The 26799-nt window shown below is 40.0% G+C and carries 26 protein-coding genes; 4 read left to right on the top strand and 22 right to left on the bottom strand.

The genetic code is table 11. The annotated features are described in order from the left end of the window. Window positions 1-149: 149 nt before the first annotated feature. A complete protein-coding gene (locus ACFQZ1_RS01965) occupies window positions 150-647 on the bottom strand; it encodes a PTS sugar transporter subunit IIA (protein ID WP_377880417.1) in 498 nt (165 codons plus the stop codon). A gap of 359 nt (window positions 648-1006) precedes the next feature. Here ACFQZ1_RS01965 and ACFQZ1_RS01960 point away from each other — a divergent pair, with 359 nt between their 5' ends. Next, a complete protein-coding gene (locus ACFQZ1_RS01960; RefSeq protein WP_377880416.1) occupies window positions 1007-1393 on the top strand; it encodes a DoxX family protein in 387 nt (128 codons plus the stop codon). Window positions 1394-1566: 173 nt separating this feature from the next. Beyond that, window positions 1567-2175 carry a flavin reductase family protein gene (locus ACFQZ1_RS01955; protein ID WP_377880415.1) on the top strand — a complete coding sequence of 203 codons (609 nt, stop codon included), beginning with the start codon at window positions 1567-1569 and terminating at the stop codon, window positions 2173-2175. A gap of 321 nt (window positions 2176-2496) precedes the next feature. Here ACFQZ1_RS01955 and ACFQZ1_RS01950 read toward each other — a convergent pair whose 3' ends face one another. The 13 genes from ACFQZ1_RS01950 to ACFQZ1_RS01890 all read right to left on the bottom strand — a co-directional run bounded on the left by ACFQZ1_RS01950 (window position 2497) and on the right by ACFQZ1_RS01890 (window position 14590). Beyond that, window positions 2497-3057: a manganese efflux pump MntP gene (locus ACFQZ1_RS01950; RefSeq protein ID WP_377880414.1), complete on the bottom strand. Its 561-nt coding sequence runs from the start codon at window positions 3055-3057 to the stop codon at window positions 2497-2499. 57 nt (window positions 3058-3114) lie between these two features. After that, the gene (locus tag ACFQZ1_RS01945; protein WP_377880413.1) at window positions 3115-4158 is read right to left on the bottom strand and encodes an L-threonylcarbamoyladenylate synthase; all 1044 of its coding nucleotides are present in this window, start codon (window positions 4156-4158) and stop codon (window positions 3115-3117) included. A 107-nt stretch (window positions 4159-4265) separates the two neighbouring features. Continuing rightward, complete coding sequence (locus ACFQZ1_RS01940) at window positions 4266-4724, bottom strand: GNAT family N-acetyltransferase (protein ID WP_377880412.1); 459 nt, start codon at window positions 4722-4724, stop codon at window positions 4266-4268. A 52-nt stretch (window positions 4725-4776) separates the two neighbouring features. After that, complete coding sequence (gene spoIIR, locus ACFQZ1_RS01935) at window positions 4777-5610, bottom strand: stage II sporulation protein R (protein WP_377880411.1); 834 nt, start codon at window positions 5608-5610, stop codon at window positions 4777-4779. 100 nt (window positions 5611-5710) lie between these two features. Beyond that, window positions 5711-6559: a peptide chain release factor N(5)-glutamine methyltransferase gene (gene prmC, locus ACFQZ1_RS01930; RefSeq protein WP_377880410.1), complete on the bottom strand. Its 849-nt coding sequence runs from the start codon at window positions 6557-6559 to the stop codon at window positions 5711-5713. Further along, window positions 6559-7626 (bottom strand): peptide chain release factor 1, encoded by a 1068-nt coding sequence (prfA, locus tag ACFQZ1_RS01925; protein ID WP_154713440.1) that lies wholly within the window; start codon window positions 7624-7626, stop codon window positions 6559-6561. Before prfA ends, prmC begins: the two co-directional genes overlap by 1 nt. Before the next feature lie 270 nt (window positions 7627-7896). Continuing rightward, window positions 7897-8481, bottom strand: coding sequence for a thymidine kinase (locus ACFQZ1_RS01920; RefSeq protein WP_377880409.1), 585 nt, complete (start codon window positions 8479-8481; stop codon window positions 7897-7899). A gap of 111 nt (window positions 8482-8592) precedes the next feature. Continuing rightward, a complete protein-coding gene (locus ACFQZ1_RS01915; protein WP_098543833.1) occupies window positions 8593-8838 on the bottom strand; it encodes a type B 50S ribosomal protein L31 in 246 nt (81 codons plus the stop codon). Between the two features lie 141 nt (window positions 8839-8979). Further along, window positions 8980-10251 (bottom strand): transcription termination factor Rho, encoded by a 1272-nt coding sequence (gene rho, locus ACFQZ1_RS01910; protein ID WP_377880408.1) that lies wholly within the window; start codon window positions 10249-10251, stop codon window positions 8980-8982. Window positions 10252-10463: 212 nt separating this feature from the next. After that, window positions 10464-11429 carry a class II fructose-bisphosphatase gene (gene glpX / locus ACFQZ1_RS01905; protein ID WP_377880407.1) on the bottom strand — a complete coding sequence of 322 codons (966 nt, stop codon included), beginning with the start codon at window positions 11427-11429 and terminating at the stop codon, window positions 10464-10466. A 175-nt stretch (window positions 11430-11604) separates the two neighbouring features. Then, window positions 11605-12894: a UDP-N-acetylglucosamine 1-carboxyvinyltransferase gene (locus ACFQZ1_RS01900; RefSeq protein ID WP_377880406.1), complete on the bottom strand. Its 1290-nt coding sequence runs from the start codon at window positions 12892-12894 to the stop codon at window positions 11605-11607. Window positions 12895-13153: 259 nt separating this feature from the next. Then, a complete protein-coding gene (locus ACFQZ1_RS01895) occupies window positions 13154-14011 on the bottom strand; it encodes a class II fructose-bisphosphate aldolase (RefSeq protein WP_098310043.1) in 858 nt (285 codons plus the stop codon). 210 nt (window positions 14012-14221) lie between these two features. Then, the gene (locus ACFQZ1_RS01890; protein WP_377880405.1) at window positions 14222-14590 is read right to left on the bottom strand and encodes a response regulator; all 369 of its coding nucleotides are present in this window, start codon (window positions 14588-14590) and stop codon (window positions 14222-14224) included. A 190-nt stretch (window positions 14591-14780) separates the two neighbouring features. Here ACFQZ1_RS01890 and ACFQZ1_RS01885 point away from each other — a divergent pair, with 190 nt between their 5' ends. Then, window positions 14781-15308 (top strand): DUF2529 domain-containing protein, encoded by a 528-nt coding sequence (locus ACFQZ1_RS01885; RefSeq protein WP_377880404.1) that lies wholly within the window; start codon window positions 14781-14783, stop codon window positions 15306-15308. 37 nt (window positions 15309-15345) lie between these two features. Here ACFQZ1_RS01885 and pyrG read toward each other — a convergent pair whose 3' ends face one another. The 8 genes from pyrG to ACFQZ1_RS01845 all read right to left on the bottom strand — a co-directional run bounded on the left by pyrG (window position 15346) and on the right by ACFQZ1_RS01845 (window position 25254). Beyond that, window positions 15346-16953, bottom strand: coding sequence for a CTP synthase (pyrG, locus tag ACFQZ1_RS01880; protein ID WP_377880403.1), 1608 nt, complete (start codon window positions 16951-16953; stop codon window positions 15346-15348). Window positions 16954-17209: 256 nt separating this feature from the next. Further along, on the bottom strand, window positions 17210-17737 hold the full coding sequence (gene rpoE, locus ACFQZ1_RS01875) for a DNA-directed RNA polymerase subunit delta (protein ID WP_377880402.1): 528 nt from the start codon (window positions 17735-17737) through the stop codon (window positions 17210-17212). A 161-nt stretch (window positions 17738-17898) separates the two neighbouring features. Next, window positions 17899-18528 carry a TetR/AcrR family transcriptional regulator gene (locus tag ACFQZ1_RS01870; protein WP_377880401.1) on the bottom strand — a complete coding sequence of 210 codons (630 nt, stop codon included), beginning with the start codon at window positions 18526-18528 and terminating at the stop codon, window positions 17899-17901. Window positions 18529-18597: 69 nt separating this feature from the next. Next, entirely contained in the window at window positions 18598-19737 is a 1140-nt protein-coding gene (gene acdA / locus ACFQZ1_RS01865; protein WP_377880400.1) for an acyl-CoA dehydrogenase AcdA, read from the bottom strand. Window positions 19738-19750: 13 nt separating this feature from the next. Further along, window positions 19751-20881: an acyl-CoA dehydrogenase gene (locus ACFQZ1_RS01860; protein ID WP_377880399.1), complete on the bottom strand. Its 1131-nt coding sequence runs from the start codon at window positions 20879-20881 to the stop codon at window positions 19751-19753. A gap of 90 nt (window positions 20882-20971) precedes the next feature. Then, on the bottom strand, window positions 20972-21823 hold the full coding sequence (locus ACFQZ1_RS01855; protein ID WP_377880398.1) for a 3-hydroxybutyryl-CoA dehydrogenase: 852 nt from the start codon (window positions 21821-21823) through the stop codon (window positions 20972-20974). A 17-nt stretch (window positions 21824-21840) separates the two neighbouring features. Continuing rightward, window positions 21841-23037: an acetyl-CoA C-acetyltransferase gene (locus ACFQZ1_RS01850; RefSeq protein ID WP_377880397.1), complete on the bottom strand. Its 1197-nt coding sequence runs from the start codon at window positions 23035-23037 to the stop codon at window positions 21841-21843. Window positions 23038-23145: 108 nt separating this feature from the next. Continuing rightward, on the bottom strand, window positions 23146-25254 hold the full coding sequence (locus ACFQZ1_RS01845; protein ID WP_377880396.1) for a 4Fe-4S dicluster domain-containing protein: 2109 nt from the start codon (window positions 25252-25254) through the stop codon (window positions 23146-23148). A 335-nt stretch (window positions 25255-25589) separates the two neighbouring features. Between ACFQZ1_RS01845 and cls the strand changes: the two genes are divergently transcribed. Further along, window positions 25590-26783: a cardiolipin synthase gene (cls, locus tag ACFQZ1_RS01840; protein WP_377880395.1), complete on the top strand. Its 1194-nt coding sequence runs from the start codon at window positions 25590-25592 to the stop codon at window positions 26781-26783. The last annotated feature ends 16 nt before the right edge of the window (window positions 26784-26799 follow it).

The following is a 26799-nucleotide window of genomic DNA, read 5'->3' as shown; positions in this document are numbered from 1 at the left end:
CATTATGTATGTGAAACCCTATTTTCAAGTGACTACAATATAGTAACACAGAGCAGGAAAAAATCTACTGTTATTCTTTCATTTTAATATCAGCTGTAAAAAAGGAATCCACTTCAAATATGAAATGGATTCCTTATGAATCAAAACAATTATTTCATTGTTACTTTCATTACTGTTGTTGAACCTTTTGTAGCTGTTACACCTATAGTTGTTTCAATAGATTCTGTTGCATCTGTGTTTGTAATAACGATTGGTGTAATTGTACTTTTTGCTTTTTCACGAATTAATTCTAAGTCGAAAGAGATTAATTTATCGCCAGCTTTAACAGCTTGTCCTTCAGCAACATGTGCTTCGAAACCTTCGCCTGCCATTGTTACAGTTTCTAATCCAACATGGATTAAGATCTCTGCACCGTTTTTCGATTTAATACCTACAGCATGTTTTGTATGGAATAATTGTACGATTTCACCGTCTACTGGAGATACTACTACACCTTCAGTTGGATCAATTGCAACACCATTTCCCATCATACGGCCAGCGAATACTGGATCTGGTACTTCTTCAATATTTTTCACTTCTCCAGTTAATGGAGCTACGATTGTTTCTGCATTTGTTTTAGAACCAAGGCCAAATAATTTTTTAAACATAGGATAATCCTCCTTATAATCCTTACTTATAATACATTTCATAGAGCTCATTAGTTACAACTCAAATCTTTACTAGCGTAAAAACACTTTCGTTGTCAACCAGACCCCTATTGTATCGCCTTGCAAAATTCCAGTCAATTCAGACAGTCTGAATTTAAACAGAAAGAAGTTAACTTCTTCATTTCTATTTAAGCTCTTTTTTCTTAAGTTATCTAGAGGTCTTAACAACATAATTATTTTTTATTTATCGTTTGTAAAATTTTTTATTATTTTTATTAAAGTTACTTGACTAAAGTAAGTAACTGTTTTATCATAACTTACATAAGGTAAGTAAATAACTTTTTTGGAGGTATTATAAAATGATGAACATTGGTCTTCTTATTATTCGTCTTATTATCGGGGTTACATTCATGGGTCATGGTACTCAAAAATTATTCGGCTGGTTTGGCGGTTATGGTTTAAAAGGTACTGGCGGCTGGATGGAATCAATTGGCTTACGACCAGGAGTGTTTATGGCGTTTATGGCCGGAGCAACTGAATTATTAGGTGGTTTCTTATTTGCTGCTGGTATTTTCACTTGGGTAGGTGCTCTATTTATTGTCGGTACAATGTTAATAGCTATCTTCACAGTTCATGGTAAAAATGGTTACTGGGTTACACAAAATGGTTTTGAATATAACCTTATCTTAATCGCAGTTGCTGTTGGCGTTGCTCTTATTGGACCTGGCGCTTACACTTTAATTTAACTAAATATCTCGAATTCGAGATACCTATTCATTCAATCCCTCACAATTGTGAGGGATTTTTTCATACCCTTTACAAAAATCGGCAAAAAAATATTTTTTCAGCAGGAGTTTTCCTCCTTTATCTTGTAAACAAACAAAGAAGTGTTACAGATATAAGAAGGGAGATTACATACATGCTGTCTATTAATCCAAATGAACAAACCGAAAGAGACAATTACAAATTGTTAACAGGAAGTATTATTCCACGCCCAGTTGCCTTCGTCACAACTGTTACAAAAGATGGAATACTAAACGGAGCACCGTTTAGCTACTTTAATATTGTTGCTGCTAATCCACCTCTTATCTCAGTTTCTGTGCAGCGCAAAGATGGAGAGCCAAAAGATACAGCAAGAAATGCGATGGAAAAAGAAGAATTTGTCGTGCATATTTCTGATGAATCGTACGCGGAGGCTATCAATGAAACAGCAGCTAACCTCCCTCCTAATGAAAGTGAAATTGAACTTGCAAAACTAACACCAATTGACAGTGATGTCATTTCTGTACCAGGGGTAAAAGAAGCCAGTATTCGTATGGAATGCGTGTTAGAGCGCGCTATTCAGCTAGGCGGAACAGAAGATTCCCCGGCATGTGATCTATTAATCGGACGCATTGTACGTTTCCATATCGCTGAGCACTTATATGAAAATGGACGTATTCATGCTGAAGCTTTAAAACCAATAAGCCGATTAGCGGGACATAACTACGCAAAACTTGGAGAACAATTTGAACTTGTAAGGCCTTAATTAAAAGCGGAAGCGGCTCGTTCAGAACAGGAGGGGGATGGAGCTTCTGACATAGAGGCGCTCCTTGCCTCGGCGGAAGACGCGAAGCCACCGACTGTTCTAGCCGCTGGAGCTGGATAAAATTAAAAGCGGAGGCGACTGTTCAGCCCCGTCGGATAAGGTTCTTTCGCACGAAAGGTGCTCTTTACCTTTTCGTGCGGAAGGTTCTTAGACGGAAGGGGCTAGGAGCCGAAGCTAGATAGAACCAAAAGCGGAAGCGGCTATAAAATGAAAGCCCAGCCACAATAAATGGCTGGGCTTCCTTACATTATTTACTTCATTTCATACGGAAAATAGTAATTTGATTCCAAACCCAACAAGTATAATCCCGCCAAGTACTTCTCCATACGTTCCAAGAAAACTTTGTGCTCTGCGGCCAATTAACAATCCGATCCAGGTGAGCAGCATACTCACAACGCCAAACATAAAAATGGTTACAAACGTACGTGCTCCGTAAATACCAAGGCTTAAACCAACAGAAAAACTATCCACACTCACACTAAAAGCAAACAACAGTAAACTCCCGCCGACAGGGACGCTCCTATACTCATCATCATGAGAAATTGAGCTATATACAATGTGAAATCCTAATCCCATTAATAAAATACTACCTATAATTGTAGTAATAGAGCCAAATTGCTCTGATAAAAAGCGGCCAAGAATTATGCCGATAAACGGCATGATTATATGAAATATACCAATTGTAATGCCGATATAAAAGATTTGACGCAGCTTAAGCGTAATCATCCCCATGCCGAGGCTAACAGAAAACGCATCAAGCCCTAGCGCAAATGCCATAATAAAAAGCGGCAACAATTCGCTTATAATATGTTCAATCGTCATAATGCCCCTCCTCGGACCTGCTACTTCAAAATATGCACGTCCGAGGAGAGATAGAATTTATTTTTCGAAGATGACTTGATGACCTGCCGCTTTCGTTAAACGGTTCATGATTGCACTACCAATTCCATCGCTTGGGAACGACTCACTAAAAATGATATTAACACCACTCGCGTCGAATGTACGTAATACATCATAAAGATTTGTCGCAACTGTCGCTAAATCACTACGCTTTCCACAAGAGAGAACAACCTCTGCTTTATATGCATGCTGATATTCCTCTGTTGTCAATACACCTACTTTATAACCTTCTTGCTCTTTGTTATCCACAAGTTGTTGAATAAATGCACGCGAACCTTCAACAATGCTAAGCGGTGCTTTCGGTGCATAATGTGTATATTTCATTCCCGGTGATTTTGGTTTTTCCGTTTCGTCCTTTAATGCCGGATCTAACAAAACAGTTCCAATCACTTCTTCTAGTTGCTCTTTCGTAATACCACCTGGGCGCAAAATCGTCGGTATTTCACTCGTACAATCTACTACAGTAGATTCAACACCAACACCAGTTGCCCCGCCATCAACAATACCCGCAATTTTTCCGTTTAAATCTTCATATACATGAGAAGCAAGCGTTGGACTAGGGCGGCCGGAACGATTCGCACTCGGAGCTGCTACTGGTACATTCGCTGCTTCAATAAGCGCCAATGCTACTGGATGATCTGGCATTCGAACTGCCACTGTATGTAATCCAGCTGTTACCTTTTCAGAAATGCCTTCTTTTTTCGGAAAAATGAGTGTTAATGGCCCTGGCCAAAAGTGTTTCATTAATACATTCGCCACTGGTGGAACATGAGCTACAATACCATCTAATTGTTCTTCCGTACCAATATGTACAATAAGCGGATTATCGCTTGGTCTTCCTTTTGCTTCAAAAATTTTCAAAACAGCTTCATCGTTTAATGCATTCGCACCAAGTCCGTATACTGTTTCAGTTGGGAACGCTACCGCTTCATTTTCTCGTAATAACTGCGCCGCTTCTTGTAACTGTGGATAATCTTTTTTTATTTCCACAACATTATCCACAACCCACATTTTTGTATTCATTTCTTTCCACGTCCTTTTCTACCATGAAATACTTGTTATTTGTAGTTTACTATGAGATTTATCCAAAAGACAAATAAGGTTTATCCACAAAATGTGGATAAACTCATTTAATCGGTGGATAACTTTGTGAATAGCTGACAATTTAGTATAATTACATTCGGTTGCTTTATATTTTTACAAAAATGTTCTAATGCCTGAATTTCTTCTGACACAACATCCTTTTCTACAATTTCAAATTGAAAAAACTGAAATATTGTAACCGACTGTGGACTCTTTGTGAGTAAATATAATTGTTCAATATTTTTCTCTTTAATATACTGCAAAAACGTTTCGAAAAAATGTAAGAATGTAACTTTATCCACAGCAGGTGTGAACAAACAAGAGCGAAGCAGCGCATCTGTTCCAGTTTGCTCAAATCCAACGGCTGCTTGAATTTTTCCCTCTTCCTCTAATATCATAAAGTTCTCATATAATTGATCTAGTCGTTCTTCGTTCATATAAGCTTGTCCAAAAAAGGCCTGCAATCTTTCTACATCTGTTTTTGTAGCAAAACGTATTTGTTTCATACATAATCCCTCCCCATATTTTTATATATGAGGAGGGATTATCCTTTAGAACTTATTTTGAAAATAAAGATGCAAATGCTTCAACGATAAACAATTTTACCTTTGGTTTTTCTTCCGTTTCTTCCACTACCTTCACATGTTCTTCTTTTTGAATAGCACGTGGTTCATCTTGCTTTACTTCTTCTTGTTCCTGTAATTCTTTCTCAGCTCTGTTTTCTCGCAGGGACTTTGCTTTCACCTTTTGTTTAGGTGCAAGGTTTGTCTCTTTCTTAGCTTTAAGAGATTGCTTTACTTCTTCTCTTACAACTTCCTTTTGCACATAATTTTCTTCTATATCGTCCTCATCAATTGTTTCCGCCTTTACAACATGCTCTTCTTTCTTCACAGCTGTACCACTAGAGAAATCTAAGAAACACATTGGAGGAAATAACACGCACCACCAATTTGCACCTTCACCTTTACCAATTGTCACAAGTACCGCTTCGTACTCTCCAGCTGGATAAATAAAGTTCCCATACAATTTCGTTGGAAATTTGATATGTTTATTAAACTGAACTGTAAAAGTTTCCTTACTGCCTTCTCGTTTCAACGTGTTTGCCACTGTTTGTTCAAGCTCTGGAATACGGCTTCGGATGATACGACGTGCGTCTTCAAACGATTTTAAATCTGCCACCCAGCCATCGATTTGTACTTTCACTTCATCGCGCACTTTACGTTTCAACTCTTGATCTTCCTTCGAATCACTATTAGCCAAAATACGTAATCGAATCGCTTCTTTAGGAATCACGACAGGTTCCTTTGCATCAACTTTCATATATCCAAAGTGCGCAACCATTTGTGCACCGATTAATAATAAAAGTAGATAAGCAATCGCTTGTTTTTTCATCCTATCTCCACCGCCCCTTCAGTAAAACAGTGTAGACAAGTTTTTTTCTTTCTAAACTACTAAATTCAGAATCTATTCAATTTTTCAGACAATTAATTTGTTACATTTCCGCAAAAACCATACGATCTTTCCCATTAATATCAAAGACAACCTCAACATGTGCATGCGGGAATGTTTCTTGGAGCAAGGCACGCACATCTTCTCCTTGTCCTACACCTACTTCAAATGCAACAATCGCTTCTTCTTGCAGGACTTTTGGCAGCTCTTCCATAAAGCGTCTATAGAAATCGAGCCCATCTTCACCGCCAACAAGCGCACGCTTTGGCTCATGCTCCTTTACAACAGAAGAAAGTCCTCTCCAATCTTCTTCTGGAATATAAGGAGGATTCGATACAACAACATCGAGCTTTTGCTTCGTTTCCTGAAACGGTGACAATAAATCACCGTGGTAGAACGTTACATTCGCCTCTAGTTCTGCTGCATTTTTCTGCGCCACTTCAATCGATTCCGGAGCAATATCGACTGTATATACATGTAAACAGGGATTTTCTAAAGAAAGTGTAATCGAAATTGCCCCGCTACCAGTGCCAATATCAGCCACATGTACGTCCTTATCTCCAAATTTACGGCGAATACGTGTTAATATTCCTAGCACAAGCTCCTCTGTTTCCGGTCTTGGAATTAGCACTTCCTCGTTGACGAAAAATGGACGCCCATAAAACATTTCATATCCAATTAAGTACTGAACAGGTATGCCTGCTACATGCTTGTGGATAAAGTCTGCAAAAATACGCTCTTGTTCTGCCGTTAATTCTTCACGCATGTTCATCATTAAACCTGTTCGATTCGTCTTTAATACATGACAAAGGACAATTTCTCCCGCATTTTCATCTCGCCCATTTTCTTGTAAAAAAGAAGAAGCCCATTTCAGGGCTTCATAGACACGCATTACTCAGCTGCCTCCATCTTTTGCGCCTGATCTTCCATCACTAAGGCATTGATGAAATCATCTAACTTACCTTGTAAGATTTGATCCAGCTTCTGAATCGTTAAACCGATTCGATGGTCTGTAACACGATTTTGCGGGAAGTTGTACGTACGAATACGCTCAGAACGGTCTCCCGTACCAACAGCTTGTTTACGGTTTTGATCGTACTCAGCTTGCGCTTCTTGTCTAAACTTATCATAAACACGTGCGCGTAATACTTTCATTGCTTTTTCTTTATTCTTAATTTGTGACTTTTCATCCTGACAAGAAACCACTACACCAGTCGGTAAATGCGTTAAACGTACCGCTGACATCGTTGTATTAACACTTTGTCCTCCAGGACCACTAGAAGCAAACGTATCCACACGAACATCTTTTTCATGAATATCGATTTCTACTTCTTCTGCTTCCGGTAATACAGCTACAGTTGCTGTAGAAGTATGGATACGTCCTCCAGATTCTGTTTCCGGAACACGTTGCACACGGTGCGCACCATTTTCAAATTTCAGCTTTGCAAAAGCGCCTTTACCGTTGATCATAAAGATAATCTCTTTATATCCACCTAGTTCTGTATAGCTCGCTTCGATAATTTCAGTTTTCCAACCTTGCACCTCAGCATAACGGCTATACATACGGTATAAATCACCAGCAAATAATGCCGCTTCATCACCACCAGCAGCACCACGAACCTCTACGATAACGTTCTTATCATCATTCGGGTCCTTTGGAACAAGTAAAATTTTCAGACGCTCTGATAATTCCTTCTCTTGTCCCTCTAACTCAGACACTTCTTCTTTTACCATTTCACGCATGTCAGCATCTAACTTCTCTTCTAACATCGCTTTTGCATCTCTTAATTGTTCACGAGCATCTTTATACTCACGGTACACCTCTACCGTCTCTTGTATATCAGATTGTTCTTTTGAATACTCACGAAGTTTGTTCGGATCACTTATAATCTCTGGATCACTTAAAAGCTCGTTTAACTTTTCATAACGGTCCTCTACAGCTTGCAAACGATCTAACACAACATTCACCTCAACATCCTAGTCTCTAATCTAATACAAATAGTATATGGTACATAACAAAAAAAACGCAAATTATATTTAAAAGTGGAGCCGACTGTTTAGGCCCGGTGGCTAAGGTTCTTTCCCGCAGAAGGTGCTTTTTATCTTCTCGCGGGAAAGGTTCTTAGACGCAAGGGCCTAGGAGGCGGAACTAGATAATATTTAAAAGCGGAGGCGGCTCATTCAGCCCCTACGTATTTTCTAAAAAAACCCGCCTTATGTAGCGAGTTTTTATCTCTGTTTAGTTGGCACAGCATGACAATGACGACAACGTGGTTCATATGATTCTGATGCAGCAACTAAAATAATAGGATCATCAAAAGATGCTGGTTCCCCATCGATTAAACGTTGCGTACGACTTGCAGGAGATCCGCACTTAGCACATACTGCTTGTAGCTTCGTCACATGCTCCGCAATTGCCATAAGCTGAGGAACTTGTCCAAATGGTAGACCACGGAAATCTTGGTCTAAACCAGCAACAATCACACGATAGCCGCGGTTTGCCAATTCTTGCACCACTTCCACAATGTCCCCATCAAAAAATTGCACTTCATCAATTGCTATAACATCTATATCTTCTGTTACATGCTCAAACATCTCTTTTGAAGCCGCAACAGGAACTGCTCTTACTTTCAATCCATTATGCGACACAACATCTTCTTCACTATAACGATTATCAATACACGGTTTAAATACAATTGCATTTTGCTTTGCAAATTGCGTCCGGCGTACACGGCGGATGAGCTCTTCTGATTTCCCTGAAAACATGCTTCCGCAAACCACTTCAATCCAACCGTCTTGATTTATTAAGTACATGAGAGCCCCTCCTTTCGTCTACTTATTCTTACTGTAAGTAGGTAAAGGTTTATATTTTCGCAAAAAAAACAGACAAGCGGATATATACACTTGCCTGCTTTATGTTTGTTATTACTTAAGACCGTATTTCTTGTTGAAGCGATCAACACGTCCGTCTGCAGTAGCAAACTTCTGACGGCCTGTGTAGAATGGGTGAGAATCAGAACTGATCTCGATTTTTAATAATGGATAAGTGTTACCATCTTCCCACTCAACAGTTTCGTTAGAACCTTTTGTAGATCCGCTTAAGAATTTGAAGCCTGTGTTCGTATCCATAAACACAACTTTTTTGTAATCTGGATGGATTCCTGCTTTCATTCTTTTCATCTCCTTCCGCCCTGAATCATTTTCGAAACAGAGTTTTTTCATCGTTAGCTGCAATCACAACTATAATGATGAAACACACATGATGAAATTATAACAAGGCTATCTGCATTTTGCAACTACCTGTTTTTAGCATTACTTCATCGCGACGTATCTCTTTGAATCTTCAGGAATATTTTTTAGAAACTCTTCATTTGTCTTCGTTTGACGCAACTTGCGTAAGAAGCTTTCTACGAAGTCTGGCGTATCTCTCATCGTTTTGCGAATACCCCATAGCTTGTCTAGATGCTCTTTTGGAATTAATAGATCTTCTTTACGTGTTCCAGAACGACGAATATCAATGGCTGGGAAAATACGACGCTCTGCTAAAGAACGATCTAAATGAAGCTCCATGTTTCCTGTTCCTTTGAACTCTTCATAAATGACATCATCCATACGAGACCCTGTTTCAACAAGAGCTGTTGCTAAAATTGTTAAGCTACCGCCCTCTTCGATATTACGGGCCGCTCCAAAAAAGCGCTTTGGCCTGTGGAATGCCGCCGGATCAATACCACCTGATAACGTACGTCCGCTTGGCGGAATTACAAGGTTGTAGGCACGCGCTAAACGGGTAATACTATCCATTAAAATGATAACGTCTTTTTTATGCTCAACAAGACGCATTGCACGCTCTAGCACAAGCTCAGCTACTTTAATATGGTTTTCTGGAACTTCATCAAAAGTAGAGCTTACAACATCACCTTTTACAGAACGTTCAATATCTGTTACTTCCTCTGGACGCTCATCAATTAAAAGTACAATCAGTTCTGCTTCTGGATGATTCGTTGTAACGCTGTGAGCGATCTCTTTTAACAGTATCGTTTTACCAGCCTTTGGAGGCGCAACAATTAGACCACGCTGCCCAAACCCAACTGGTGCAATTAAATCCATGATACGTGTTGATAGTTTCTTCGTTTCCGTCTCCAATTTCATCTGACGATTTGGATATAACGGTGTTAACGCAGGGAAATGCACACGCTCTTTCGCTGATTCTGGATCATCTCCATTAACTGCTTCAACTTGCAACAATCCAAAATAACGTTCATTTTCTTTCGGAGGTCGTACTTTACCAGAAACCTTGTCTCCATTACGCAAATCAAAACGACGAATTTGCGAAGCTGAAATATAAATATCTTCAGAACTTGGAGAATAGTTGATTGGACGTAAGAATCCAAATCCTTCTGATTGAATAATTTCAAGTACACCTTCCATGAAGAAGAAACCTTCTTTTTCTGCTCGCGCTTTTAAAATCGCAAAAATTAACTCTTTCTTTGTTAATTTGCTGTAATAGGAAATCTTAAATTCTTTCGCAAGCTCATATAACTCTTTTAATTTCATGTTCTCTAACGCTGAAATTGTTAAATTCATTCAGACACCACACTTTAACATTATTCTCTTTTCACATGGGTAAGGGAAATTACGGAGGGCAAATACGTAATAATGAAAGGCAATAAGTACAGGTAGAGTAATATTCACTATTGTAACCCTTTTACCTCGTTTTAATCAATACATTGCACGACAAATACAAGAAGCGAAGACAAGAAAATTTGTCTTCGCTCTGCCCATCTTTTGCACACTTCTTACTTTATAACTAAGTTTGGTTTCTTACTTAAGCTGTGACGCCCGTCAACAAAGCGAACCGTCCCAGATTTTGCGCGCATAACAAGGGAGTGTGTTGTACCGATACTGCCTTTAAATTGAACGCCGCGCAGTAATTCTCCGTCCGTAACACCTGTTGCCGCAAAGATTGCATCGTCACCTCTTACTAAGTCTTCCATACGAAGAATGCGGTTTATATCATCGATGCCCATCTTTTTGCAACGCTCTAATTCTGCTTCATTTTGCGGAAGAAGCTTTCCTTGAATCTCTCCGCCTAAACATTTTAATGCAACGGCTGCTAGTACCCCTTCAGGTGCACCGCCAGATCCGAATAAAATATCAACGCCTGTGCGATCAAATGCTGTGTTGATTGCACCAGCTACATCACCATCGTTAATTAATTTAATACGAGCTCCCGCTTTACGGATTTCCTCAATAATCGCTTGGTGGCGTGGTCTGTTTAAAATCGTTGCTACAACATCTTCAATATCCTTGTTTTTTGCTTTTGCCACAGCGCGTAAATTATCAATAACCGGTGCATTAATATCGACAGCACCAACTGCTTCTGGGCCAACTGCAATTTTCTCCATATACATATCAGGTGCATGCAGTAAATTTCCATGGTCTGCTACCGCAATAACAGCTAATGCATTCCATCCTCCTGCTGCAACGATATTTGTCCCTTCTAACGGATCAACCGCTACATCAACGCGTGGACCATATCCAGTTCCTAATTTTTCACCGATATATAGCATCGGCGCTTCGTCCATTTCCCCTTCGCCAATTACCACGGTTCCTTTCATTGGTACTGTATCAAATACGTCGCGCATCGCTGACGTTGCTGCACCATCCGCTTCATCTTTCTTACCGCGTCCCATCCAACGCGCAGATGATAACGCTGCAGCCTCTGTTACACGTACTAATTCCATGGATAAACTTCTTTCCACTATAATCCCTCTCCTTTAAGCCGTAATATTTATGTCATACCAACCAGTGGGGGATGAAGATCCCCCACTGATGGAAGTTTCACTTTATTCCACACTTAACTTCCAATAAAATTTTTATCTTATGCTGTTTTTACTTACACCTTATACATATATCACTTTACCCATGTAAAGCTTTTTATGCATTTTTCATCTGTTCAATCTCTTGTGTTGTCATTTTTTCACGCCAAATTTTCGCTCCAAGACCTCGAAGCTTATCTTCTAGATTTTCATATCCACGATCAATATGCTCTAATCCTGTAACTTCTGTGATTCCTTCTGCCATTAAGCCTGCAATTACAAGAGCGGCCCCAGCGCGTAAGTCACTCGCTTTTACTTTAGCTCCTTGCAGCGAAGCAGGTCCTGTTACGATAGCAGAACGACCTTCCACTTTAATTTGTGCATTCATTCTTCTCAACTCATCTATATGTTTAAAACGCGCTCCATAAATGGTATCCGTTACAACTGCTGTTCCATTCGCCTTCGTTAATAACGATGTAAATGGTTGCTGTAAATCAGTCGGAAATCCTGGATATACGAGTGTTTTTACATCCACCATTTTTAACTGGTGATTTCCATTTACCACAATTTGATCATCGTGTGTATCTACTTTTACACCCATTTCTCGAAGCTTAGCCGTTATGGATTCTAAATGCTGCGGAATCACATTATCAACTGTAACTTCGCCACCAGAAGCTGCGCCCAAAATCATATATGTTCCAGCCTCAATGCGATCAGGAATAATAGAATGGTAACAACCATGAAGCGATTCAACACCATCAATACGAATCACGTCTGTTCCTGCTCCTTTAATACGAGCACCCATGCTTGTAAGAAGCGTCGCTACATCAATAATTTCTGGTTCTTTCGCTGCATTTTCAATTACTGTTCTACCTTTTGCACGCACTGCAGCAAGCATAATATTAATCGTCGCACCTACGCTGACAACATCTAAATAAATACGTGCTCCCCGCAGTTCATCTGCACGTAAATATATTGCACCTTGCTCATTTGTTACATGTGCTCCAAGCGCTTCAAACCCCTTAATATGCTGATCAATTGGCCTTGGTCCTAGATGACATCCACCAGGAAGCCCAATTACTGCTTTTTTGAAACGACCGAGCATTGCTCCCATTAAATAATAGGAAGCACGCAGTTTTTTTACCTTTCCATTCGGAAGAGGCATGGCTACCATTTTGGAAGGATCAATTGTCATTTCTTCGTCTTGATGATACGTAACAGAACCACCAATTTCCTCCAATAAGTCACCAAGTATTTTCACATCAGAAATATTAGGTACACCACCGATTGTAACTGGTGTTTCTGCTAAAATGGTCGCGGGAATAAGCGCAACAGCACTATTTTTTGCACCACTTACACGAATCGAACCTTGTAAAGGCACACCGCCTTCAATCAGCAACTTGTCCATTTTGAGCCCCCTTCTTGTGAATTCATCTACCGCTCCAGCCCCCCACTATAACGGTTGATTTCACGCTTCGGATACGTTTTTACACGTATGAGTATAACCATGCTTTGTTTCCTCTATTTTTACACAATTATAAAAATATTTCCTTTCAAACGCCTTAACAAGTAGAAAATTGTCTATCCCAAAAATTGTTCACGCTTTCATTATACAACGAAACGAAACCGTCTAAAAGACTAGACGGTTTCTAAAAACATTTTTAGAATTATGCTTGACCGTTAGAACCAAATTCACGAATTTTACCGATTACAGTCGCTTTAATTGCTTCACGACCAGGTCCGATAAATTTACGAGGATCGTAAACTTCTTGGTCTTTATTTAATACTTCACGAACCGCTTTTGTAAACTCGATTTGGTTTTCAGTGTTTACGTTGATTTTAGAAGTACCTAAAGAGATAGATTTTTTAATGTCAGCTGTTGGGATACCAGTACCACCGTGAAGTACTAAAGGTACACCAGTTAAGTCACGAACTTCTTCCATTTCTTTGAATCCTAAGTTAGGCTCACCTTTGTAAGGGCCATGTACAGAACCTAATGCTGGAGCTAGGCAGTCGATACCTGTTGCAGCTACTAGTTCTTTACATTCCTCTGGATTAGCGTAGATAACACCTTCAGCTACTACGTCATCTTCTTGTCCGCCAACTGTACCAAGCTCAGCTTCTACAGATACGTTACGAGCGTGTGCATATTCTACTACTTTTTTAGTAGTTTCAATATTTTCTTCAAATGGGTGGTGAGAAGCGTCGATCATTACAGATGTGAAACCTGCATCAATTGCTTCTTTACATTTTTCGAAGCTTGAACCATGGTCAAGGTGAATCGCAACAGGAACAGTGATGTTCATTTCTTCGATTAAAGCTTTAACCATAGCTACAACTGTTTTGAAACCAGTCATATGACGAGCTGCACCCTCAGATACGCCTAAAATTACAGGAGATTTTTCTTCTTCCGCAGCAGCTAAGATCGCTTGCGTCCACTCTAAGTTGTTCATGTTGAATTGACCAACTGCGTATTTTCCTTCTAGCGCTTTGTTTAGCATTTCTTTCATGGAAACTAAAGGCATGGTGAATCCTCCTAAAAACGTTTTTTGTATCCGATAAGTTCTTATCGATGGTAGTATGACCACGACCAGGAAAAATATGTATAATCACATACCGGACTTTTTTCTACACTCCATAGGATACCAACTTGTACTCAAAAACTCAACCGCATTCACCTGCTCATCAGCCCATGAAAACGCTTTTTCCAATATTTTTTAATAAAAAATTCACGATTACGCTTGTACCGTAATCTCTTTTCGCACCGCGCTGCGAATTTCATCAATATCAAACGGCTTTGCAAAGTGCATTAATGCACCAAGTTCTTTCGCTTCTTGAATCATATCTAATTCACCATAAGCCGTCATTAAAATTACTTTAATGTCTCGATTAATTTCTTTCACATGTTTTAAAATTTCAATTCCATCCATACCTGGAATTTTCATATCTAAAATAACTAAATCAGGACAGTCTTTTTTCACAATATCAAGGGCTTGAAAACCGTTTGCTGCTTGGAATGTTTGATAACCTTCCTTTTGAAACACCTCGTGTAATAAAACACGAATGCCGTATTGATCATCAACGATTAGAATTTTCCCTTCCATTCTATCCAACCTTTCTATATGAACACAAAATTTATAATTCTCATATCTCTTTCGATTATTTTCGATACCTTTTATCAAAATCCTTCCTATTCTTTCTTATTTTACCGCCTAACATTTACTAGCGCTAGCGCCTTTATGAAAAAATGAGCTATAATGAAAGCCGTCTAACACGTTAGAAAGGAGCATCCTTATGTTTAAAATTTTTTCCACTCAGCTGGGTGGCTATTTCACAAGAATTGCCCAGAAAGAAGAGATGAATATAGAAGATAGCGCTCGTTTACTTGCGCAAGCATTAGTTGGAGATGGCCACATTTATTTACACGGTACGAAAGAGATGGAAGGTGTGATTTGTGAGGCTTTGTATGGACCCGAGCCTATGCAAAATGCAAAACGCCTATTTGAAGACGGTAAACAAGCAGACGTAACCGTCGCTGACCGCATACTGCTTATTAGCCGCTTTTCCACAGATGAAGATATCATTTCATTAGCAAAACAGTTGCAGGAAAACGGTCATTTCATTGTCGGTATTTCTGCAAAACAAGAAGGCGAATTGTCACTAGAACAATTCACCGATGCACATATCGATACAAAACTTGTAAAAGCATTAATTCCAAACGACGATGGCTCTCGCTACGGCTTTCCAAGTTTAATAACAGCTTTATTTGCATATCATGGATTAAAATTTACAATCGATGACATTATGAATGAATATGAATAATGTAAAAAGGCGCCCTATATAGGACGCCTTTTTCTTATTACTTACCTTCTTTATTAATAATAGAAGCTTCTACGAAGTCACGGAACAATGGTTGCGGACGATTTGGGCGAGATACAAGTTCTGGGTGGAACTGTGATGCCACGAACCAAGGATGCTCTTTTAATTCGATAATTTCTACTAAGCGGCCGTCTGGGCTTGTACCAGAGAAAATGAATCCTGCATTTTCCATATCTTGACGGAATTGATTGTTGAACTCATAACGATGACGATGACGCTCATAAACAACTGGCTCGTTATACGCATTGTAAGCATTTGTTTCTGGTGTAAGCTTACATGGGTATAGACCAAGACGAAGTGTGCCGCCTAAATCTTCTACATCTTTTTGTTCTGGTAATAAATCGATAATTGCGTAAGGCGTGTCAGGATTGATTTCAGAAGAGTTCGCACCTTCTAATCCTAATACGTTACGTGCAAACTCGATTGACGCAAGTTGCATACCTAAGCAAATTCCTAAGAATGGAACTTTGTTTTCACGTGCATATTGAATTGCAGCGATTTTACCTTCAACACCGCGGTCACCGAAACCACCTGGTACAAGGATACCATCTGTATCGCCAACTAATTCTTTCACGTTTTCTGCTGTTACATGCTCGGCATTTACCCATTTCACTTCTACATCTGCATCAAATTTGTAACCTGCGTGACGAAGTGCTTCTACAACAGAAATATATGCATCTTGAAGCTCTACATATTTACCAACAAGAGCGATTTTTGTTTTCTTAGACAAGTTGCGTACTTTTTCTACTAATACATTCCAATCTGTCATATCTGCAGCTGGATTATCTAGTTTTAAGTGATCACAAACGATTTGGTCCATATTTTGCTCTTGAAGAGATAATGGAACTGCGTATAATGTATCTGCATCGCGTGCTTCAATTACTGCTTTTGGATCGATATCGCAGAATAACGCAAGCTTATCTTTCATATCTTGAGAAACAGGAAGCTCTGTACGAACAACGATAATGTTTGGTTGAATACCTAAGCTGCGAAGTTCTTTAACACTGTGCTGCGTTGGTTTTGTTTTCATTTCACCCGCTGCTTTTAAGTACGGAATTAACGTACAGTGAATGTACATTACATTGTCACGGCCAATATCGCTCTTAATTTGGCGAATTGCCTCTAAGAATGGTAGAGACTCGATGTCACCAACAGTTCCTCCGATTTCTGTAATAACAACGTCTGCATTTGTTTCGCGACCAGAACGATATACACGTTCTTTAATTTCATTTGTAATGTGAGGAATAACTTGAACTGTTCCTCCTAAATATTCACCACGACGCTCTTTTTGAAGAACAGAAGAGTAAATTTTACCTGTTGTTACGTTGCTGTATTTATTTAAGTTAATATCGATGAAACGCTCATAGTGACCAAGGTCTAAGTCTGTTTCTGCACCATCATCTGTTACGAAAACCTCACCGTGTTGATATGGGCTCATTGTCCCTGGGTCTACGTTAATGTATGGATCAAACTTTTGAATTGTTACGTTTAATCCTCTGTTTTTTAAAAGTCTTCCTAAAGATGCTGCTGTAATACCTTTTCCTAAAGAAGATACTACACCGCCTGTGACAAAAATATACTTAGTCATGAAAGTACTCCCTTCTAGTTTGCTGTTATATAATCACCGCTGCAAATCGCAACGTATGTAGATAACACTTACCTTATCTTATTGTTAGACTCTTTCGTTTTTCTAAACAAAAAACAAAAAAGAAAATTGCTCCCTTTATCACTGAAAGTAATAAGTAGGGAGCAATTTTCTTTTATATTTACACGTAAAAGTTATTATCGTCTTTTTTAAAGAGCCCAAAAATGATTCTACATGGACGATAATAAAAAGTCAAGGACTACTGTTCTTCCTCTTCTTCGTCTGATTCGTCGTATTCTAACTCATCGTCATCGGCAAAATCATCGTCGTCTTCTAGATCTTCAAGATCGTCATCGTCTTCATCCAGAATTTCATCAAGATCATCTACATCTTCTTCTTCTTCTTCAAAGTCTTCATCTGGCTCTTCTTCGAAGTCGTCCTCTTCATCTTCGATGTATTCATCTAGCTCGTCCTCTTCTACCTTACGTTTCTTCTTAGGCTTCGGTTGAGGTAAGATTTCTTCATCAATTTGCTCATATGGATACCATCCGCGTAGTCCCCAACGATTTTCTCCGAGATTGATAAAGCGCCCATCGATATTTAAATCTGTATAAAATTGTGCGATTCTCGCAGCAACTTGCTCTTCAGACAGTCCCAGTAATTGAGCAATTTCTTGAACTAGATCGTGAAAAGTTGTTGCTTGTTGTTTTTCCTCTAACAAGCTATGTACAGCTTCGATCATGGACAATTCTTTTAGCTCTTCTGGTGAATATTGCTTTAAACTCACTTATGCGGCACTTCCTTTCTTAAAATATATCCTAATTATATAAAGGCCTGTTCTAAAAAAATCCATACTATTCATTATAAACAAAACTTCACCAAATATGCCACAAAAAAATGGGGAATCGTAAAGTGATCCCCCTACATATTACAGTGTTATTGTCCTTTTTAGTTTTGAATCATATGAGCACCGTTTAACACATAACGAATTTGCATCTCTGTATATTCTTCCAATGTATAAAGTTTCTGCAGCGCCCAGCGCCGGAATCCCCACATTTGTCCTTGAATAAAAATATTATGAGCAAGCAGTTGAATCTCTTTTTTTGTTAAAGTAAATACCCCATTTTGAACACATTGCTGCAAAATATCTTCAAACATCCCTACCATTTGAAATTCTTTCTCTAATACGTAAGGCAGCGACTCTTTTGGCAAGAAACGAACTTCTTGATACATAATAAGAACTTCTTCTTGCAGCTCATCCATAACTTTAAAATAATTTGTAATCGCAGTTTTTAAACTATCAACGCTGCCTTTTTCTCTGCACAGCACTTGCGCTAAGCGCTCTTTTACATGCTCATAAATGCTATCACACACTAAATAAAGCACATCATCTTTCGTTCGAATATATTCATAGAGTGTACCAATGCTAAAGCCTGCTGCTTTCGCAATTTCTCTCGTTGTTGTGCGCGGAAATCCTTTTTGCTTAAAGAGCTGCACAGCACCTTTAATCATTTGCTCACGCCGAAGTGCAATAAGTCTTTCATCTTTCACAGACGCTTGTACATTGTGCTTAACCATCTCCTTCACCCCTTTTCCTGTCATTTTGCAGGAAGAAGCGTAGGAAATTCCCTACGCTTCTTCTAGATTCTACTTCGTTAACATACGTGAGATAACAAGGCGTTGAATTTCTTGTGTTCCTTCATAAATTTGCGTAATCTTCGCATCACGCATAAAACGCTCAACTGGATAATCTTTCGTATAACCATATCCTCCGAATACTTGCACAGCCTCGGTTGTCACTTTCATCGCTGTATCTCCCGCAAATAATTTCGACATTGCCGACTCTTTGCCGTATGGCAGCCCTTCTGATTCAAGCCAAGCAGCTTGATATGTTAACAAACGTGCTGCCTCTACACCCGTCGCCATATCTGCTAGTTTAAAGCCAATCCCTTGCTGCGCGGCAATTGGTTTCCCAAATTGATGACGTTCCTTCGCATAATCAGCAGCAGAATCAAGTGCGCCTTGTGCGATGCCGACTGCCTGTGCGGCAATACCATTCCGGCCGCCATCTAACGTTTGCATCGCAATTTTAAAGCCTTGGCCTTCCTCGCCAAGTAAGTTCTCAGCAGGAATGCGGCAGTCTTCAAATATGATCTCCGTCGTTGGCGAAGAACGAATACCAAGCTTACTCTCTTTCTTTCCAACAGAAAATCCAGGCGTATTGCTTTCCACAATAAATGCGCTTGTTCCGCGCTGCTTTGATTCTGGATCTGTCAGCGCAAACACAACATAAATATCTGCAATCCCGCCATTTGTAATGAAAATTTTCGAACCGTTCAAAATATAATGATCGCCGTCTCGCTTTGCTGTCGTCTTCATTCCACCAGCATCAGAGCCAGACCCCGGCTCCGTTAAGCCGTAAGCGCCAATTTTCTTTCCTTCTGCCATCGGGCGTAAATATTTCTGCTTTTGCTCCTCTGTACCAAATTTAAAAATTGGCCATCCTGCAAGCGATGTATGCGCCGATAACGTTACACCTGTAGATGCACAAACACGTGACAGCTCTTCTACCGCAATTACATAAGCTAAGTAATCGCTTCCAATTCCGCCGTACTCTTCAGGCCACGGAATACCAGTTAAGCCAAGCTCTGCCATTTGATCAAATAAAGCGCGGTCAAAACGTTCTTCCTCATCGCGTTCCGCTGCCGTTGGTGCCACTTCATTTTTCGCAAAGTCACGAACCATTTTCCGAATCATTTCGTGTTCTTCTGATAGTTTAAAATGCATCTCTATTTCCCCCTTACAACGCTCTGCTAATAACTAAGCGCTGAATCTCACTTGTTCCTTCATAAATCTCACATATTTTTGCATCGCGGAAGAATCGCTCCGCAGGATACTCTTTTGTATAACCATAACCGCCAAGCACCTGCACTGCTTCAATTGCAACTTCTACTGCTGTTTTCGAAGCAAATAGTTTTGCAATTGATGCTTCCTTCCCGCACGCTAAGCCTTGCGCTCTTAATGACGCTGCACGGTATACAAGTAGACGTGCCGCTTCAACAGATGTTGCCATATCCGCTAGCTTAAAGCCTAATCCTTGTTGCGCGGCAATTGGCTTCCCAAATTGATGACGATCTTTCGCATAATCCGTAGCACACGACAGCGCTGCTTCCGCGATGCCAAGTGACTGCGCCCCGATACCAATGCGACCAACATCTAAGTTTGCCATCGCCACTTTGAAGCCGTGTCCTTCTTCACCAAGTAAGTTCTCAGCAGGGACTTTCATGTCTTCAAACGTTAATTGCACTGTACGAGAACCTAATAGCCCCATTTTGTGCTCATCTTTTCCAACGATTAAACCCGGTGTATCTTTCTCAACAATAAATGCCGATATCCCGCGTGTACCCGCATCCGGATTCGTAGAAGCAAAGACAATATATGTATCTGCCTCGCCGCCGTTTGTAATAAATACTTTTGAACCGTTAATAACGTATTCATCACCGTGCCTAACTGCCCTTGACTTCAAACTTCCTGCATCTGATCCGGCACCTGGCTCTGTCAATGCAAACGCTCCTAAATATTCACCAGCCGCTAACTTTGGAATATACTTTTGCTTTTGCTCCTCTGTTCCAAAATATAAAATAGGATTCGTTCCAACAGAGGTATGTACCGCTAAAATTACACCTATTGTAGCGCTTACTTTTGAAAGTTCATTAATTGCTGAAATATATGAAATAAAGTCCATTTCCGCTCCGCCGTATTTCGCTGGAATTGGAATTCCCATCAGTCCAAGCTCGCCCATTTTCTTTAAGACTTCTCTAGGAAACACCCCTTGTTCCATAGTAGGAACAAAGGGAGCAATTTCCTTTTGAGCGAAGTCCCGAACCATTTTACGCATCATTTGCTGCTCTTCTGTAAATTGAAAGTTCATATGCTCCACCTCAAATTGTTTTATATAGTAATTCAACTATTTGGTAAGACCACTAGTACATGCAAAGAGGTGCCCTACCGGAGTATTTTATTATTCGTAAACGTAAAAACCGCGTCCTGTCTTGCGCCCTAACCAGCCTGCGTTCACATATTTACGAAGTAACGGACATGGACGATATTTGCTATCTCCTAATCCTTCGTGCAGTACTTCCATAATGTATAGACACGTATCTAAGCCGATAAAGTCAGCGAGTGTCAACGGTCCCATCGGATGATTCATGCCAAGCTTCATAACTTCATCAATTGCTTCTTTCGTTGCCACACCTTCATATAGCGTATAAATTGCTTCGTTAATCATTGGCAATAAAATACGGTTCGAAACGAATCCTGGAAAGTCATTTACTTCAACTGGAACTTTGCCGATTTTCTTTGTAATATCTTCAATCGTTTCATATACAACATCCTCTGTTGCTAAACCACGAATAATCTCAACAAGCTTCATAACCGGAACTGGATTCATAAAGTGCATGCCGATCACTTTTTCCGGACGATTCGTAACAGCTGCAATTTCGGTAATTGGCAGCGATGATGTATTTGTTGCTAAAATCGTATGCGCCGGTGCTAACTCATCTAAGTTTGCAAAAATTTGTTTTTTAATGTCCATTCTCTCTACAGCTGCTTCAATGACAAGATCTGCTTCTTTCACGCAGTCAAGTGTAAGCGTTGCTGTAAGACGATTTAATGTTGCCTGCTTATCCTCTTCACTCATGCGGCCTTTCTCGACTTGCCTAGATAAATTTTTCGTAATAATCCCCATGCCGCGGTCTAACTGTTCTTGTTTTAAATCTTGCATATATACGTCATAACCTGCCATCGCACATACTTGTGCAATTCCAGATCCCATTTGTCCCGAACCAATTACAACAATGCTTTGTACCGTCATGTTTATAGCCCCCTTTTTTAATGAACCTCGATCATAATTGCGTCGCCTTGACCGCCGCCGCTGCAAATAGATGCAATCCCGATTCCGCCGCCGCGCTGCTTTAACGCATGAATAAGAGTAACGATAATGCGCGCACCGCTTGCTCCGATTGGATGTCCCATCGCAACTGCTCCGCCGTTTACGTTAATCTTTTCTGGATCAATGCCTGCAATATTTGCACTTGCAATAGCTACAGCCGCAAATGCTTCATTAATCTCAAATAAATCAATCTCTTCTACTTTCTTACCCGTTTTCTTTAATAGCTCGTTAATGGCATAACCTGGTGTTCTCGGGAAATCCTTCGCTTCAACCGCAATCGCTGTATGACCTAAAATTGTCGCAAGCGGCTTTCTTCCCTCTTGCTTTGCACGCTCTTCACTCATTAATACAAGCGCTGCCGCGCCATCATTTAAACCTGGTGCATTTCCTGCGGTAACCGCTGCATCCTTATCAAATACAGGTTTTAATTTCGCTAGTTTTTCAACTGTTGTATCTTCGCGTGGCGCTTCATCGTGAGCAACAACTATTGGCTCACCTTTTCGCTGCGGCACAGATACAGGTACAATTTCTTCTTCAAATCGGCCTTCCTTGCGTGATGCAACGGCGCGCATATGACTGCGGCATGCCCATTCGTCTTGCATTTCGCGGGAAATACCATCTTCTTTTGCAACATCTCCGCCGTACACACCCATATGCACGCCAGAAAATGAGCACGTTAAGCCATCTGCCACGTTTAAGTCAACAACCTCGTTATGCCCCATGCGATATCCCCAGCGTGCACCTCGTAAAATATATGGACTATTACTCATCGATTCCATGCCGCCTGCTACAATTAATGATTGATCTCCCACACGAATAATTTGATCTGCTAATGTTACTGCACGAAGTCCGGAAGCACATACTTTATTGACTGTTTCTGTGCGCGTCTCCCATGGAATCCCTGCTTCTCTTGCCGCCTGACGTGATGGAATTTGTCCCTGTCCGCCTTGAATAACCGCTCCAAATATAACTTCTTCAATATCACTTGCTGCAACATTCGCGCGCTCTAATGCCGCTCCAATTGCAATTCCTCCAAGCTCCGTTGCCTTTACATCCTTTAAAGCTCCCCCAAACTTTCCAACAGGTGTTCTTGCAGCACTTAAAATTACTGTTCTAGTCAAAACATATTCCCCCATTTCTTCATTTTGCGGCGTTGATTGAACGCTCGTTCAGTGCAGCTGTTGTGAGAAAGAGGTGCAACCTTTGCACCCCCTTTTATCTAAAGTTGTACGAATTCTTACATGTTACATTGCTTCTTTCTTTGACCCGATGACAGAGCGCTCTAAAATCTCTGTTATATCGAGGGTTTGTACGCGTTCTTCTACTTCTTTTGCCTTCGTACCGTCACTAATCATCGTTAAGCAATATGGACAGCCCGTACCGATGATCGTCGGCGATGTAGCAAGTGCTTGCTCTGTACGTGCAACGTTAATGCGCGAACCAGCAGTCTCTTCCATCCACATTAGACCGCCGCCCGCTCCGCAGCACATTCCTGTTTCGCGGTTACGCTCCATTTCAATGAGATTCACACCTGGAATCGCTTTTAAAATATTGCGCGGCGCTTCGTACACTTCGTTGTAGCGTCCTAAATAACAAGAATCATGATACGTAATCGTTTCTTCTACGCGATGAACTGGTTTTAAGCGACATTCTTTCACCCACTGTGCTAACAATTCTGTATGATGATAGACTTCTGCTTGTAAGCCAAAGTCCGGATACTCATTTTTAAATGTGTTATATGCGTGCGGGTCAATTGTCACGATTTTCTTGACGCCCGCTTTCTCAAATTCTTCAATATTTTTATTCGCCATCTCTTGGAAGACAAATTCATTTCCAAGACGGCGCGGTGTATCACCTGAGTTTTTCTCTTTATTTCCGAGGATAGCAAAGGAAATACCAGCTTCGTTCATCAGCTTCGCAAACGATAACGCAATTTTTTGGCTGCGGTTATCATATGACCCCATAGATCCTACCCAGAATAAGTACTCAAACTCTTCGTCTGCTTTCGCTTTCTCTTTCACAGTTGGAATAGAAACTTCTTCTTCCATCGTACGCCACGTTTCACGCTCTTTACGATTCAGCCCCCAAGGATTGCCTTGACGCTCGATATTTGTCAGAGCACGCTGCGCCTCTGGGTCCATTTTTCCTTCTGTTAAAACAAGGTAGCGTCGCAAATCAATAATTTTATCAACATGTTCATTCATAACTGGACATTGGTCTTCACAGTTACGACATGTTGTACAAGCCCAAATTTCTGTTTCTGTAATGACATCGCCAATTAAGCTTGGATCGTATGCCAATGTTGCCGCAGACTCATGTTGTCCATCTCCAGTCGCCATCATGGCTAACTGATTACCTTGTGTATTATTAAATGCAACAGTTGGAACCCATGGTGCGCGCGACGTTATCGCTGCGCCTTTATCCGTTAAATGATCACGCAATTTTAAAATTAAATCCATCGGTGATAGCATCTTTCCCGTTCCTGTTGCCGGGCACATATTCGTACAGCGGCCGCACTCTACGCATGCGTATAAATCAATAAGCTGTGTTTGTTTGAAATCTTCAATTTTCCCAACACCAAATGTTTCTTGTGTTTCGTCTTCAAAATCGATTTTTTCTAATTTTCCTGGGTTTGTTAAACGGCTAAAATATACATTCGCTGGTCCTGCAATTAAATGTGCGTGCTTCGATTGTGGCACGTAAACTAAAAACGTTAACAAAATAAGTAGATGCAGCCACCACGCAAAATAGAACACCACAATCGCAGCTGTTTCACCAATTCCAGAGAGTAAGTAAGCGATTGCAGAAGCAATTGGTTCACTCCATGATAATTCCTCGCCATGCCAAATGATGCCCATTCCATTACCAAGGAGAACAGATAACATTAAGCCGCCGATAAAAATTAAAACAAGTCCCGCTTTAAAATTGCGTTTTAAGCGCACAAGTTTCTCAATATACCTTCTATAAAAAGCCCAAAAGACTGCAATTAAAATGATGAGTGTGACGATTTCTTGGAAGAATGTAAATGCAGGGTATAGTGGTCCAAGTGGAAGATGTGATCCTGGTGCTAAGCCTTTCCATATGAAGTCAATTGCTCCAAACTGGACAAGAATAAATCCGTAAAAAAACATAACATGCATGATACCGCTCTTTTTATCTTTAAGAAGCTTCTTTTGTCCGAAGACATTCCCCTTAATAAGATCCCATCTTTCTTTGAAGCGGCGATCAAATTCTACTTTCTTTCCTAATTGTATGTAGGTAATCCGCGTTCGTATGAGATATACAAATAAATATGCTGCATACGCTATGATGGCGATTGTCGCCAACCAATTCACAATTAATAAGCTATTCATGTTTCTGCCAACCCCTCTCCGTGTAATATCCCCTTTTTCGAATCTTCAAAAATAAATAATTTTCTGAATTTATATTCCCTATTTCCATTATATGATGAGTGAGCATTCAGTCAACAGTTTTTTTGTTATACAACAACATATTTTTTCTATCTCCTTTATACAATCCCCTTCTCTCCTTCACCTACAGCCCATGAAAATAAAAAGTCTTCCCAGAATAGAATCGCTTTCCATGCTTTTGCTTACAATATAAGTACTATTTATAAAACAACATAAGCCCTACTCTTACCGCTCGCGAATAGCGAGATAAAAATAAATATAGCGGAGGGAATGAATACATGAACTTTTTATTTCTCTTCCTTGTACTTATCTTACTGTGGGTAACTTTCGACTTCATATATGGAAGAAAACTTCATTTAAAACAAATTAAACCTCGTTCATTTCCTTTGCGCCATAGTAACTTTAAACTTTATACATATGGCCAAACATTATATAAGGAGCTATTTACTGATATACAACAGGCTAAGCATCACGTACATATTTTATTTTTCATCGTAAAAAACGATGAGATTAGCCATACATTTTTACAGCTTTTAATGGAAAAAGCACAACAAGGTATTGAAGTGCGCCTTCTCCTTGATCGGATTGGCAGCCATCATTTATCAAAACAAACAGTTCATAAATTAAAACAACATGGCATACATTTTTCATTTTGTCATAAAATCCGGCTCCCATTTCTCTTTTTTTCCGCTAATCAACGGAACCATAGAAAAATTACGATTATTGACGGGAAAATTGGCTATATCGGAGGCTTTAATATCGGCGAAGAATACTTAGGGCATAATACTGCGCTCGGTCCGTGGCGTGATTACCATTTACGCCTTACCGGAGAAGGCATACAAGACTTACAAACGCAATTTCTACATGATTGGCGCGATGATACAAATGAAGACTTATTGCATGAAAATCATTACTTTCCGATACTCGAAAAGGGAGAAACTTCTCATCAATTCGTACCAACTGATGGCGCTTATTTACAGCAAACATTTCTCGATTTAATTGAAAATGCAACAAAAGAGCTGTATATCGGTACGCCCTATTTTATCCCTGGGAAAAAGTTAATGAATGCATTGCTACGCGCAAAAAAACGAGGCGTTCGTGTTACCATTCTCGTACCTAAAAAAGCTGATCATCCATTTGTTCGTGAAGCGAAACTCCCGTATTGCCGGAAGCTTATTAAAGCTGGCTGCCATATTTACGAATTTCAAGATGGATTTTTCCATGCCAAAATTGTAATGATAGATGGTTGTATTTGTGATATTGGAACTGCAAATTTTGATTTGAGAAGCCTATATCTGAACCATGAAATCAATTGTATATTATATGGCTCACCATTTTTAGAAGAAGTAAAGAAAGAAATTAATCAAGATTTAGAAGCTTCCGTTTTACTTTCAATTCAAGATGTTTCTCCTCACTCTCTTTTAGGCAAGGGAAAAGAATGGATCGGAACGGTCCTTTCCTTTTTTCTGTAAACAAATGAAAGGTGAT

This window comes from Bacillus sp. CGMCC 1.60114 (genome assembly GCF_042676365.1).
GTDB classification, from domain to species: Bacteria; Bacillota; Bacilli; order Bacillales; family Bacillaceae_G; genus Bacillus_A; species Bacillus_A rhizoplanae_A.
Note: the sequence above shows the minus strand (reverse complement) of the source record. Positions and strands in the feature narration are given on the sequence as shown.